General features: G+C 65.0%; 12 protein-coding genes and 1 other RNA gene. 5 read left to right on the top strand and 8 right to left on the bottom strand.

Annotated features, from left to right (window positions below; translation table 11 throughout):
- Window positions 1-89 precede the first annotated feature (89 nt).
- Both dapD and dapE read left to right on the top strand, forming a co-directional pair.
- A complete protein-coding gene (gene dapD, locus XH85_RS04285; RefSeq protein WP_128930889.1) occupies window positions 90-935 on the top strand; it encodes a 2,3,4,5-tetrahydropyridine-2,6-dicarboxylate N-succinyltransferase in 846 nt (281 codons plus the stop codon).
- A gap of 10 nt (window positions 936-945) precedes the next feature.
- A complete protein-coding gene (gene dapE / locus XH85_RS04280) occupies window positions 946-2124 on the top strand; it encodes a succinyl-diaminopimelate desuccinylase (RefSeq protein WP_128930888.1) in 1179 nt (392 codons plus the stop codon).
- Window positions 2125-2260: 136 nt separating this feature from the next.
- Here the strand turns inward: dapE and truA are convergent, their stop codons facing one another.
- From truA to def, 3 genes are all read right to left on the bottom strand, one after another.
- Window positions 2261-2998: a tRNA pseudouridine(38-40) synthase TruA gene (truA, locus tag XH85_RS04275; RefSeq protein ID WP_128930887.1), complete on the bottom strand. Its 738-nt coding sequence runs from the start codon at window positions 2996-2998 to the stop codon at window positions 2261-2263.
- Window positions 2999-3116: 118 nt separating this feature from the next.
- The gene (gene fmt / locus XH85_RS04270; RefSeq protein ID WP_128930886.1) at window positions 3117-4052 is read right to left on the bottom strand and encodes a methionyl-tRNA formyltransferase; all 936 of its coding nucleotides are present in this window, start codon (window positions 4050-4052) and stop codon (window positions 3117-3119) included.
- A 192-nt stretch (window positions 4053-4244) separates the two neighbouring features.
- Window positions 4245-4772, bottom strand: coding sequence for a peptide deformylase (gene def / locus XH85_RS04265; RefSeq protein ID WP_091887295.1), 528 nt, complete (start codon window positions 4770-4772; stop codon window positions 4245-4247).
- Window positions 4773-4943: 171 nt separating this feature from the next.
- On the opposite strand from def, the gene XH85_RS04260 reads away from it, so the two are divergent.
- Together XH85_RS04260 and XH85_RS04255 are read left to right on the top strand one after the other, a co-directional pair.
- Window positions 4944-6143 (top strand): DNA recombination protein RmuC, encoded by a 1200-nt coding sequence (locus XH85_RS04260; protein ID WP_128930885.1) that lies wholly within the window; start codon window positions 4944-4946, stop codon window positions 6141-6143.
- Between the two features lie 202 nt (window positions 6144-6345).
- Window positions 6346-7704 (top strand): AmpG family muropeptide MFS transporter, encoded by a 1359-nt coding sequence (locus XH85_RS04255; protein ID WP_128930884.1) that lies wholly within the window; start codon window positions 6346-6348, stop codon window positions 7702-7704.
- Between the two features lie 163 nt (window positions 7705-7867).
- Here XH85_RS04255 and XH85_RS04250 read toward each other — a convergent pair whose 3' ends face one another.
- The 5 genes from XH85_RS04250 to ffs all read right to left on the bottom strand — a co-directional run bounded on the left by XH85_RS04250 (window position 7868) and on the right by ffs (window position 11419).
- On the bottom strand, window positions 7868-8302 hold the full coding sequence (locus XH85_RS04250; RefSeq protein WP_128930883.1) for a hypothetical protein: 435 nt from the start codon (window positions 8300-8302) through the stop codon (window positions 7868-7870).
- A 27-nt stretch (window positions 8303-8329) separates the two neighbouring features.
- Window positions 8330-8932 (bottom strand): recombination mediator RecR, encoded by a 603-nt coding sequence (gene recR, locus XH85_RS04245; protein WP_091887285.1) that lies wholly within the window; start codon window positions 8930-8932, stop codon window positions 8330-8332.
- Between the two features lies 1 nt (window position 8933).
- Window positions 8934-9254, bottom strand: coding sequence for a YbaB/EbfC family nucleoid-associated protein (locus XH85_RS04240; RefSeq protein WP_128930882.1), 321 nt, complete (start codon window positions 9252-9254; stop codon window positions 8934-8936).
- Between the two features lie 133 nt (window positions 9255-9387).
- Complete coding sequence (locus XH85_RS04235; RefSeq protein ID WP_128930881.1) at window positions 9388-11229, bottom strand: DNA polymerase III subunit gamma/tau; 1842 nt, start codon at window positions 11227-11229, stop codon at window positions 9388-9390.
- A 93-nt stretch (window positions 11230-11322) separates the two neighbouring features.
- Window positions 11323-11419: signal recognition particle sRNA small type (gene ffs, locus XH85_RS04230), an RNA gene on the bottom strand.
- Between the two features lie 184 nt (window positions 11420-11603).
- On the opposite strand from ffs, the gene XH85_RS04225 reads away from it, so the two are divergent.
- A complete protein-coding gene (locus XH85_RS04225; RefSeq protein ID WP_128930880.1) occupies window positions 11604-12458 on the top strand; it encodes a transporter substrate-binding domain-containing protein in 855 nt (284 codons plus the stop codon).
- Window positions 12459-12528 lie beyond the last annotated feature (70 nt).

Raw genomic sequence — 12528 nt, 5'->3', positions numbered from 1 at the left:
GCCGAGAGCCTTCTTGACTCTCCTCGTCCAAATCCCGAAAAAGCCCCCTCGATTTCCCGCAGATAACTCCGGTTTTGAGGAAGCCTCCGATGTCCCTGTCCGCCCTGGAATCCACCATCAACAGCGCCTTCGATGCGCGTGACGGCATCTCGACCACGACCAAGGGCGAGGTGCGCGAGGCCGTGGATCAGGCGCTGGAGATTCTGGACAAGGGCGAGGCGCGTGTTGCCGAGCGCGGCAGCGACGGCAAGTGGAAGGTCAATCAATGGCTGAAGAAGGCCGTGCTGCTGTCCTTCCGCCTCAACGACATGGGCGTCATTCCCGGCGGATCGGGCAAGGCGACCTGGTGGGACAAGGTGCCCTCGAAGTTCGAAGGCTGGGGCGAGAACCGTTTTCGCGATGCCGGTTTCCGTGCCGTCCCCGGCTCCATCGTGCGCCGCTCGGCCTTCATTGCCAAGAACGTCGTGCTGATGCCGTCCTTCGTCAATCTCGGCGCCTATGTCGATGAGAGCACCATGGTCGACACCTGGGCCACCGTCGGCTCCTGCGCCCAGATCGGCAAGCGCGTGCACATCTCCGGCGGCGCCGGCATCGGCGGCGTGCTCGAGCCGCTCCAGGCCGAGCCCGTGATCATCGAGGACGACTGCTTCATCGGCGCGCGCAGCGAGGTCGCCGAAGGCGTGATCGTGCGCAAGGGCGCGGTGCTGGCGATGGGCGTGTTCCTGGGCGCCTCGACCAAGATCGTCGATCGCGAGACCGGCGAAATCTTCATGGGCGAAGTGCCTGAATATTCGGTCGTGGTGCCCGGCGCCCTGCCCGGCAAGCCGATGAAGAACGGCCAGCCCGGCCCAAGCGCCGCCTGCGCCGTCATCGTCAAGCGCGTCGACGAGCGCACGCGGTCCAAGACCAGCATCAACGAGCTGCTGCGGGATTGATCGGACGCGCATGACCGATGCTCTCTCCATTGCCCGCGATCTTATCCGCTGCCCCTCGGTAACCCCGGCCGATGCCGGTGCACTCGGGGTGCTTGAAAAAGCTCTCAGCGCCGCCGGCTTCATTTGTCACCGCGTGACGTTCAGCGAACCCGGCACCGCCGACGTCGACAATCTCTATGCGCGGATCGGCAGCGAGGGCCCGCACATCACCTTTGCCGGCCACACCGACGTGGTGCCGCCCGGCGACGAGAGCGCCTGGAGCGTCGGCGCATTCTCGGGCGAGGTGAAGGACGGTTTCCTGCACGGCCGCGGCGCGGTCGACATGAAGGGCGGCATCGCTTGCTCGGTCGCCGCGGTGCTGGAGCATCTCGCCGCCAATGGCGGCAAGCCGCGCGCCGACGGCCAAAAATCGGGCTCGGGTTCAATCTCCTTCCTGATCACCGGCGATGAGGAGGACGTCTCCATCAATGGCACCATCAAGCTGCTGAAATGGGCCGCCGAGCGCGGCGAAAAGTTCGACCATTGCGTGCTGGGCGAGCCCTCCAACGTCGAGACGCTCGGCGACACCATCAAGGTCGGCCGCCGTGGCTCACAATCGGGCACGCTCTATGTCGACGGCGTGCAGGGCCATGTCGCCTATCCACATCGCGCCTCCAACCCGGTGCCTGATATCGCGCGACTGATCGTGGCGATCTCCGACGAGCCGCTCGACCATGGCAGCGCCCAGTTCCAGGCTTCCAACCTCGAGTTCACCTCGGTCGACGTCGGCAACAAGGCCAGCAACGTCATCCCCGGCGAGGCCCGCGCGAAATTCAACATCCGCTACAACGACAACCACACCCAGGCGAGCCTGCGCGAATTGGTCGAGACGCGCCTCGCCAAAGCCTGCGGCAACCGCATCCGCGCCCGCATCGTCTGGGAGCCCTCGAACTCCAACGTGTTCGTGACCAAGCCCGGGCCATTCACCGATCTCGCGGTCTCCGCGATCGAGGAGGTGACCGGCCGCAAGCCGGAGCTGTCGACGAGCGGGGGTACGTCGGATGCGCGGTTCATCTCCAGCTACTGCCCGGTGATCGAGTTCGGCCTGGTCGGCCAGACCATGCACCAGATCGACGAGCGCGTGCCGGTGACGGATCTGGAGAAGCTGACGCAGGTGTATCGGGGGATTTTGGCGCGGTATTTTGGGTGAGGTGCTAATTCTCGCCAAACCCTCTACCGTCATGCCCGGGCTTGTCCCGGGCATCCACGTTCTTCGGCGCCTCGGACAAGAAAGATCGTGGATGGCCTGGACAAGCCCGGCCATGACGCCAGTGGCGGCATCAGAGTCAATAATCCACCTTCACCAGATACAGCCCCTCCGGCGGGGCGACGATGCCGCAGGCGGCGCGGTTGCGGGCAGCTAAGGCTGCGGAGAGATCGTCCGCGGTCCAGCGCCCCTCCCCGACCCAGACCAGCGAGCCCACCATCGAGCGCACCTGGCTGTGCAGGAACGAGCGCGCCGAGGTGAGAATCGTGATCTCGCGGCCATCGCGCGCGACGTCGAGCTGGTCGAGCGTCTTCTCCGGCGACTTGGCCTGGCACTCGGTATCGCGGAACGTGGTGAAATCGTGCTTGCCGAGCAGGCGTTGTGCAGCCGCATGCATCGCGTCGGCGTCGAGCCGGCGCGGCACGCGCCAGGCGTGGCCGACGTCGAGAGTGAGATTGGCGCGGGTGTTGACGATGCGGTAGCGGTAATGGCGCTTGATGGCCGAGAAGCGCGCCTCGAAGGTCTCGGGGACGATCTCGGCCTCGAGCACCGCGACCGGATGCGGGCGCAGATGCGCATTGAGCCCGTCGCGAAAACGATCCGGCGCAAATTGCTTCGCGATGTCGACATGCGCGACTTGGCCAAGCGCGTGCACGCCGGCATCGGTGCGGCCGGCCCCATGCACCCGCGCGTCCGCGCCGGTCATCGCCTTGACGGCAGCTTCCAGCGCGCCCTGCACCGAGGGCAGCGTTTCCTGCACCTGCCAGCCGCAGAACGGCGCGCCGTCATATTCGATGGTGAGCTTGTAGCGGGGCATCTCAATCCGGGTGGTGTCATCATCCGCGAAGGCGGATGATCCAGTACTCTGAGACAGCTCCGTTCGACCGAGACGCCTCGGCGTACTGGATACTCCGCTTTCGCCGGGTATGACAGCGTCAGCTGAACTTCGATCCCGCCTTCAGCGGCACGCCCCGCAAAAAGTCAGCGGCCTGCATCCGGGCCTTGCCTTCGCGCTGGAGCTCGATGATGCGGATCGCACCCTCGCCGCAGGCGATGGTGAGGTGGTCGTCGAGCACCTCGCCGGGCGCAGCTGAGCCGTTCGCCAATTCACATCGCAGGATTTTGACGCGCGCATTCTCGCTGACGTCCGCGAGCTCGGCCCAGGCACCGGGGAACGGCGACAGGCCGTGGATGTGGCGCAGCACCGCGCGTGCAGGTTTCGTCCAGTCGATCCGCGCCTCGGCCTTGTCGATCTTGGCGGCATAGGTGACGCCGTCCTCGCTCTGCTTTTTGAGCTGAAGCCCGCCGCGTCCGAGCGCGGCCATGGCGCGGACCATCAAATCGGCACCGAGCCGGGAGAGGCGATCGTGCAGATCGGCCGCGGTCATGCTGTCCGTGATCGCTAGCCGTTCGGCCATGGCGACGTCGCCGGTGTCGAGGCCGACATCCATCTTCATCACCATCACGCCGCTCTCGGCATCGCCTGCCATGATGGCGCGATTGATCGGCGCGGCGCCGCGCCAGCGCGGCAACAGCGAAGCGTGCAGATTGTAGCAGCCGAGTTTTGGTGCATCGAGGATGGCCTGCGGCAGGATCATGCCGTAGGCGACGACGACCGCAGCATCGGCATCGTAGGCGCGAAATTCGTCGAGCGCTTCCGGCGTCTTCAACGTCTTCGGCGTCAGCACGGGAACGCCGAGTTTTCGCGCAGCTTCCTCGACCGGCGTGGGCTGCAATTGCAGGCCGCGGCGCCCGCCGGGCTTCGGCGCGCGGGTGTAGACGGCCGCGATCTCGTGGCCATGCGCGACCAGCTCGAGCAGCGTCGGCACGGAGAAATCGGGCGTGCCCATGAAGATCAGGCGGAGGGGCATGGGACGAGACAATCCTCGGAAAGGAACAGAGTACTCGTCATGGCCGGGCTTGTCCCGGCCATCCACGTTCTTTCTCACTCGACGGACGAAGAACGCGGATGTCCGGCACGTTAGCTTGAAGACGCGCTTCGCGCTTTTGGGCTTGAAGACGCGCTTCGCGCTTTTGGCCGGGCATGACGGCGGAGGACGTGGTTACTCCCCCGCGCGCTTAGCGGCTTTCTCGAACTTCTTCATCACGCGGTCGCGCTTGAGCTTCGACAGATAGTCGACGAACAACACGCCGTTGAGATGATCGATCTCGTGCTGGATGCAGGTGGCATAGAGGCCTTCGGCATCCTCCTCGTGCACCTTGCCGTCGAGGTCGGTGAAGCGCACACGCACCTTCGCGGGACGCTCGACCTCCTCGTAATATTCGGGGATCGACAGGCAGCCTTCCTCGTACACCGAAAGTTCCTCCGAAGAGGAGAGAATCTCCGGGTTGATGAAGACACGCGGCTCGTGCTTGGTCTCGCCGTTCTCGTCGCGCTTGGCGAGGTCCATGGTGATCAGCCGCAGCGGCTGCGCGACCTGGATCGCCGCGAGGCCGATGCCGGGCGCGTCATACATGGTCTCGAACATGTCGTCGGCAAGCTTGCGGATCTCCGGCGTGACCTTCTCGATCGGCTTGGAGATCAGACGCAGCTGCTTGTCGGGCAGGATGATGATTTCTCTGAGGGCCATGGCGGCGATTTAAGCTGCGCGCCGGATGCGGTCAATCCGGCCAGGAACTTCGTTAACCCTCCGCTAACCATAAAACTTCAGCTTTCGTTAACCATAAAAATTAGTGGGTCGTTAACCACCGACGTTCCCTCTTCGTTCGCGCATTCCGGCGAATCGGGTAGAAGGGGACGCATGAACGAGATCATTGTCATGCTGGGCGACTGGCCGGTGCGCACGATCGATGCGCTGATCGGCTTCGGCGCCCTTATCCTCATCCTGCTGGTAGTGATTGCCGTCGTGATCGCGCGCTCCGGGCGGCGCGGCGCGGAACTCGCGATGGCGCATGCGATCCGGGCCGACGAGCTCGAGGAGCGCCTGAGCGAGGTGCTGCGGGCCCAGAGCGAGGCCTCGGGCCGGGTCGACGCCATGACCCAGGCGCTGGCCGGCCGCCAGGCCGAGATGGCGCGGGCGGTCAACGAGCGGCTGGATTCGGTGACGCATCGCGTCGGCCAGTCCATGGAACATTCGACCCGCAACACCATGGAGAGCCTGCGCGCGCTGCATGAGCGGCTCGGCATCATCGACAGTGCGCACAAGAACCTCACCGACCTCACCACGCAGGTGACGACCCTGCGCGACGTGCTCGCCAACAAGCAGTCGCGCGGGGCCTTCGGCCAGGCGCGAATGGAAGCAATCGTCCAGGACGGATTGCCCAAGGGCTCGTACGAGTTCCAGTTCACGCTCTCGACCGGCAGGCGGCCCGATTGCGTCGTGTTCCTGCCGGACCAACGCCCGCTCTGCATCGATGCGAAATTTCCGCTGGAGGCGATGACCGCGCTGCACGACGCCCGCACCGACGAGGAGCGGCGCTTCGCCACGCAGCGGCTGCGCGGCGACGTGATGAAGCACGTCAGCGACATCGCCGAAAAATATCTCGTCACCGGCGAGACCCAGGAGATGGCGCTGATGTTCGTGCCGTCGGAATCGGTCTACGCCGAGATCCATGACGGCTTCGACGACGTGATCCAGAAGGCCTATCGCGCCCGCGTCGTGCTGGTGTCGCCCTCGTTGCTGATGCTCGCGATCCAAGTCATGCAGCAGATCATGAAGGACGCGCGCATGCGCGATGCCGCCGACCAGATCCGCACCGAGGTGATCAAGCTGGGCGACGATTTGGGCCGCCTGCGCGACCGCGTGCTGAAGCTGCAAAAGCATTTTGCCGACGTCAACGAGGACGTGCGGCAGGTGCTGATCTCCGCCGACAAGATCGAGAAGCGCGCCGGGCGAATCGAGGAGCTCGATTTCAGCAAGGCGGATGCGCCCGAAGGCCCACATTTGGTGGCCACCGGTGCGCCGGAGCTGTTTCCGAGGAAGCTCCAGGCGGGGGAGTGACGTCTTCACCTCTCCCCGCTTGCGGGGAGAGGTCGGATTGCCACCGGCGATGCGAAGCATCGTCCGGCGCAATCCGGGTGAGGGGTACAGGTCCCTCGACGAGTTCAAATGTGGCGAGAGGCCCCTTACCCCAACCCTCTCCCCGTAAGAACGGGGGAGAGGGAGAAGAGGCAGCGCCCCTAGAATCTGCTAATACCACCCCATGACCGCACCCGACGCGACCTCCTCCGCTGGCGCCACCGCTGCCTCCTGGCGTGACAGCCTTGCCGTGTACCTGCAACCGCGGGTGCTGATCGTGCTGTTCCTCGGCTTCTCCTCAGGCCTGCCGCTGGCGCTGTCGGGTTCGACGTTGCTGGTGTGGATGCGGGAGGTCGGGGTCGATCTCAAGACTATCGGGCTGTTTGCGCTGGTCGGCACGCCCTACACGCTGAAATTTTTGTGGGCGCCGCTGGTGGATGCGATCCATGTGCCGCTGTTCACCCGCATCTTCGGGCGGCGGCGTGGCTGGCTCTTGTTCTCGCAGCTGCTGCTAATCATCGCCATCCTGCTGCTGGCGATGACCGATCCTGCGCGCTCGCCGTTCTACGTCGCGCTCGGCGCGCTGCTGGTCGCGACCACGTCCTCGACCCAGGACATCGTGGTCGATGCCTTCCGCGTCGAGAGCCTGCCGGAGAGCGAGCAGGCGGCCGGAATGGCCGCTTATGTCGCGGCCTATCGTATCGGCATGCTGGTGTCGACCGCGGGCGCGCTGTTCATCGTCTCCGGCTTCGAGGGCACCGGCATTACGCGACACTCGGCCTGGATGTGGGGCTACGTGGTGATGGCCGCGATGGTGCTGATCGGGACGCTCACGGCGCTCGTCGCAACCGAGCCTGAGCAATCGACAAAGGCGGAAGCGGCGACGCACGCAGAGCCGGCCTTCGCTCGCGTCGTTCAGGCCGCGATCGGCGCCTTCGCCGAATTCCTCTCCCGCAAGGACGCGCTCGCCGCGCTCGCTTTCGTGGTGCTGTTCAAGTTCACCGATGCCTTCTCCGGCACGATGACGGCGCCGTTCGTGATCGACCTCGGCTTCTCCCGCAACGACTATGCGGCGATCGTGAAGGGCGTCGGGCTCGCCGCGACGCTGATCGGCGGCTTTGCCGGCGGTTTTGTCGCGCGGCGTTATTCGCTGGCGACCAGCCTCTGGATCGGCGGCGTGGTGCAGGCGCTCGCCAATCTTTCGTTCTCCTGGCTGGCGTTCGTCGGCACCAGCCAATGGGCGCTCGCCTTCGCCATCACGGCCGAGAACTTCACCAGCGCCATCGGCACCGTGATCTTCGTCGCCTACCTCTCCGCCCTGTGCAGGAACCCGCTGCACACGGCGACGCAATACGCGCTGCTCACCGCGCTTGCGGCGGTGGGACGAACGTATCTGTCATCAGGCGCCGGCTTCGTGGCTGATACGACCGGCTGGGCGCTGTTCTTCGTGATCTGCGTGCTGGTGGCGATCCCGAGCCTGGTGCTGCTGGCCTGGCTGCAGAAGCGCGGGCATTTCGAGACGCTGGGGCCGGTGAGGGTTTGATACCGCGAGCGCCACGCCCGCGATGCCGTAGGATGGGCAAAGCAAAGCGTGCCCACCAACCTTCAGCGCGATTGACGAAAGATGGTGGGCACGGCGCTTTGCGCCTTTGCCCACCCTACGGCAGCTTGCTCCTCGCAATGATGACGGAGAAAGCGTCGCGAGCCTACTGCTTCTTGATCAAACTCCACTTCGTGATCACGGCCTCGCTCATCTGGCCGGCATCGCTGGCGCAGGCGATCTCGTCGACCTTGACCGAGATCTCCTTGCCGACGAACGATTTCAACTGCGCGGCCTGCGCGTCGCTGGAGGTGACGAGCTGGAAGGTTTCGGGGGCGGTCTCGAGATTGCATAGCCCGTTCGGCGGCGGCAGGCGGCGCGGCTCGGAGGTGATCTGATAAGTCGCGACGCGCTTGCCGTTCTTGACGTCGCGCACCTTCATCGCATTCAGCTCGCCGGAGAGCACGTCGCCGGTGTTGATCGGCTTGCCGGGCTTGGACGGCGGCGGCGTCTCGTCGCCCTGCTGCGCGGAGATGGCCGGGCTCACCAGCACCATCATCGTCGCGACCAAAGCCAATCGTGTGGCGAAAAGTTTCGTCATGTCGTCCGTTCCGTAAAGTCTGGATGGCTAGAACAGGGTGCGCTGCCGCATCGCAGCCGATAGCGTACCTTCATCGAGATAATCAAGCTCGCCGCCGACAGGAACACCATGGGCGAGCCGCGTCACCTTCACATTGGCGTCCTGAAGCAGGTCGGTGATGTAATGCGCCGTGGTCTGGCCGTCCACCGTCGCATTCAGCGCCAGGATGATCTCCTGCACCTGCGAATCATGCGCGCGCGCCACCAGCGCGTCGATGGTGAGATCCTGCGGGCCGACGCCGTCGAGCGGCGACAATGTCGCGCCGAGCACGTGATAGCGCCCCTGGGTGGCATTGGCCCGCTCCAGCGCCCAGAGGTCGGCGACGTCGGCGACGACGACGATGATGGAGGGATCGCGCTTTGGATCGGTGCAGACGGTACAGGGGTTTTGCGTGTCGATGTTGCCGCAGGTCTTGCATACCTCGACCTTGTCGAGCGCGACCTGCAATGCCGACGACAGCGGCATCATCAGCGCCTCGCGCTTCTTGATCAGATGCAGCGCCGCACGTCGCGCCGAGCGCGGGCCGAGGCCCGGCAGCCGCGCGAGCAGCTGGACCAGCCGCTCGATTTCAGGACCTGCAACAGCGCCCATCTTACTGGCCGAACAGCCCCGGCGGCAGGCCGAGCCCGCCGGTGAGGGCCTGCATCTTCTCCTGCATCGCAGTCTCCGCCTTGCGGCGGGCATCACCGAAGGCGGTGACGAGCAGGTCTTCCAGCACCTCGCGCTCTTCCGCCTTCATCAGCGAGGGATCGATCTTGATGCCCTTGACGTCCATCTTCGCGGTCATGCGCACGGCGACGAGGCCGCCGCCGGAGATGCCTTCAACCTCGACGTTGGCGAGCTGGTCCTGCATCTCCTGCATCTTGGATTGCAGCTGCGCCGCCTGCTTCATCATGCCGAGAAAATCAGCCATAGCTCGCGTGTCCTTGAAAGAGGCTAAGGCGCTATGAATCATCATCGTGCCTTAGCATATTGTTTGCGCATGATCTTATCGGAAAACCGCTTCGCACTTTTCGCTACGCGGCCCTTCGGGTCCGGATCATGCGCTAGAGATCGTCGCCGTCGGAACCCTCTAGCGGATCGTCACTGCCATAGTCCGAGTTAATATTGGTTTCCGGCGTCTCGGGGGCAAGCCTGCGGACCTCGACGACCTTCGCACCGGGGAAACGCGACAGCACCTCCTGCACGCGCGGGTCGGCCTCGGCGGTGCGCGCATGCTCCTGCTTCGCGGCCTGGTTCACCGAGCGCAGCGTCGGCTGGCCCTGCTCGTTGGAGACGATCACGGTCCAGCGGCGACCGGTCCACAGCTCGAACTTCTTCGCGAGCTCGGAGATCATGGTCTTGGAGGCGTTAGGCTCGAGCGCGACCTCCAGCCTACCTTCCTCGAAGCGGACGAGGCGCATGTCGCCTTCGAGCGCGCCCTTGGTGAGGAGGTCGCGCTTCTGCCCCGCCAGCGCAACGAGCTGGGTGAAACTGGTGACGCGCAGCACCGGCGTTGCGCCTTGCGGATCGGGCGCGGGCGCCGCCATCTGCGGCCGGGCAGCGCCACCGCCGAACGAGGACGGCGAGGATGTCGGCATGCGAACTGGGGCCGTGGAAGCAACCGGCGCCGAAGGCGCGCTGCGCGCGGCGCTGGCGCCGCTCACGATCGGCGAGCCGCCGCCGTTCTGCTCCAGCATCCGGATCGCTTCGTCCGGCGTCGGCAGGTCGGCGACATAGGCAATGCGCACCAGCACCATTTCGGCGGCCGCGGCGGGACGCGTCGCGGCCTGCACCTCGGTGATGCCCTTGAGCAGCATCTGCCACATCCGCGACAGCACGCGCATCGAGATCTTCGAAGCGAAATCCTTCGCGCGCACCCGCTCGGTCTCGCCATAGGCGACGTTGTCGGCGGTTGCCGGCACTATCTTCACGCGGGTGACGAAATTGACGAATTCGGCGAGGTCCGAAAGCACGACGATGGGATCGGCGCCGACGTCGTACTGGTCGCGGAACTCCTTAAAGGCGGCCGCGATGTCGCCGCGCGTCAGCGAATCGAAGAGATCGATGACACGGGTGCGATCGGCGAGGCCCAGCATCTGCCTGACGGCATCGGCCTGCACCTGCCCCGCCGCATGCGCGATCGCCTGGTCGAGCAGCGACAGCGAATCGCGCACCGAGCCTTCGGCGGCACGCGCGATGATGCCGAGCGCCTCCGGCTCGATCTCGACGCTTTCCTTGGCCGCGATGTTGGCGAGGTGCTTCATCAGCACGTCGGCCTCGACCCGGCGCAGGTCAAAGCGCTGGCAGCGCGACAGCACCGTGACTGGAACCTTACGAATCTCCGTCGTGGCGAACACGAACTTGGCGTGCTCCGGCGGCTCCTCCAGCGTCTTCAGGAAGGCGTTGAACGCCGCCGTCGACAGCATGTGGACTTCGTCGATGATGTAGACCTTGTAGCGGGCGCTGGCGGGGGCATAACGCACGCTGTCATTGATCTGGCGGACGTCGTCGACGCCGGTATGCGACGCGGCGTCCATCTCCAGCACGTCCATGTGCCGGCTTTCCATGATCGCCTGGCAGTGCACCCCTAACGTCGGCATGTGGATGGTCGGGCCCTTCACCGAACCATCCGGCATCTCATAGTTGAGCGCACGGGCCAGAATACGCGCAGTGGTGGTCTTGCCGACCCCGCGGACGCCGGTGAGAATCCAGGCCTGCGGAATGCGCCCTGTCTCGAACGCGTTGGAGACGGTGCGGACCACGGCCTCCTGGCCGATCAGATCATCGAAAGAGGAAGGACGGTATTTGCGCGCCAGCACCCGGTAGGGCGTGCCCGGCTCGGCGCCGAGTGCGAAGCCAGCCTGGCTGGCGCTGTCGGAATTGGGAGGGGCGCCAGCGTCGGTCATCGGTCGATCCGCAATGAAATCTCTCTCGGCCGGCTTTTGCGGAAAGGAGCGCGCCAGCGGGAGGCCGCCGGCGCAATTCGCTCGGAAAAACAGGTAGGAGACTGACGAGCGACCCGATCCAGACCTCGTTAGGGCTGCTTCCTTCCGGACCTGACCCGGTTGGCGAGTGGCTCGTCCACCGCCAATCTCCCGGTCCCTATTTGGGGCCAAAGGGAGCGGAAAGCAAGCGGGTATCGGCTTGAACCGGTTGAGTTTGCCCAGCATCCGGGCAATTCCAGATCTGCCCAGCCGATAGGCTGTGCTTTCGCTGCTGGGACCACCTTGCTAAGAACGATTGGCGGAACTCCATCCAACCAGAAAAGCGATTGATCCCAATGGTTACACGTCGTGATGTTGCATCGATTGTCGGACTTGGTGCCATTGGTGCAGCGGCCGCGGGGGCGCTGGCCTCCCCGGCCGTGGCGCAGGCGGCCGATCCGAACGAATCGACCTTCGCCCGCATCCGCCGGACCAAGAAGATGCGGATCGGCGCGGTCGGCGGCGGCGCGCCCTACTACATGAAGGATCTCGCATCCGGCCAGTGGAAGGGTTTTTACATCGACATCGCCAAGGGGCTCGCCGACGACATGGAGGCCGAGCTTGAGATCACCGAAACCACCTGGGGCAATTCGGTGCTCGATCTGCAGGCCAACAAGATCGACATCTTCTTCGGCCTCAACCCGACGCCGAAACGCGCGCTGGTCGTGGACTTCTCGGTGCCGGTTTTCAACAACGCCTTCGCCATCCTCTGCAAGAAGGACTTCAAGCCGAAGAGCTGGGCCGAGCTGAACTCGCCCGACATCAAGATCGCGGTCGACCAGGGCTCCTCGCACGACCAGGTCGTCAGCCGCCTGACGCCGAAGGCGCAGATCACGCGGCTGAAGACCGCGGACGATGCCACCGCCGCACTCCAGACCGGCCGCGTCGACGCGCAGTGCCTGATCACCATGCTGTCGCTGACCGTGCTGAAGAAGAATCCCTCGCTCTGCCAGCTCGTGCTGCCGACGCCGATCTTCGCCACCACCTCCAATGCCGGCTTCCGCCGCGAGACCGACAAGACCTGGCGCGATTACGTCAACACCTGGATCGACTTCAACAAGGGCCTCGGCTTCATCCGCAATGCAATCATCACCAACATGGAGCTGGTGGGCGTGACCGAGGCGGACATTCCGCCGGGCGTGTCGCTGTAGCGTATGATTGGGCGCCGCTGCATCGGCAATCTCGCTGCGCCCCCTCTCCCGCTTGCGGGAGAGGGTTGGG

Source organism: Bradyrhizobium zhanjiangense (genome assembly GCF_004114935.1).
GTDB classification, from domain to species: domain Bacteria; phylum Pseudomonadota; class Alphaproteobacteria; order Rhizobiales; family Xanthobacteraceae; genus Bradyrhizobium; species Bradyrhizobium zhanjiangense.
The sequence above is the reverse complement of the archived record's forward strand: the minus strand, read 5'-3'. Positions and strand labels throughout refer to the sequence as shown.

Coding starts and splice junctions, on each gene's coding strand:
- dapD (WP_128930889.1), top strand. CDS start 90: ATGTCCCTGTCCGCCCTGGAATCCACCATCAACAGCGCCTTCGATGCG.
- dapE (WP_128930888.1), top strand. CDS start 946: ATGACCGATGCTCTCTCCATTGCCCGCGATCTTATCCGCTGCCCCTCG.
- truA (WP_128930887.1), bottom strand. CDS start 2,998: ATGCCCCGCTACAAGCTCACCATCGAATATGACGGCGCGCCGTTCTGC.
- fmt (WP_128930886.1), bottom strand. CDS start 4,052: ATGCCCCTCCGCCTGATCTTCATGGGCACGCCCGATTTCTCCGTGCCG.
- def (WP_091887295.1), bottom strand. CDS start 4,772: ATGGCCCTCAGAGAAATCATCATCCTGCCCGACAAGCAGCTGCGTCTG.
- XH85_RS04260 (WP_128930885.1), top strand. CDS start 4,944: ATGAACGAGATCATTGTCATGCTGGGCGACTGGCCGGTGCGCACGATC.
- XH85_RS04255 (WP_128930884.1), top strand. CDS start 6,346: ATGACCGCACCCGACGCGACCTCCTCCGCTGGCGCCACCGCTGCCTCC.
- XH85_RS04250 (WP_128930883.1), bottom strand. CDS start 8,302: ATGACGAAACTTTTCGCCACACGATTGGCTTTGGTCGCGACGATGATG.
- recR (WP_091887285.1), bottom strand. CDS start 8,932: ATGGGCGCTGTTGCAGGTCCTGAAATCGAGCGGCTGGTCCAGCTGCTC.
- XH85_RS04240 (WP_128930882.1), bottom strand. CDS start 9,254: ATGGCTGATTTTCTCGGCATGATGAAGCAGGCGGCGCAGCTGCAATCC.
- XH85_RS04235 (WP_128930881.1), bottom strand. CDS start 11,229: ATGACCGACGCTGGCGCCCCTCCCAATTCCGACAGCGCCAGCCAGGCT.
- XH85_RS04225 (WP_128930880.1), top strand. CDS start 11,604: ATGGTTACACGTCGTGATGTTGCATCGATTGTCGGACTTGGTGCCATT.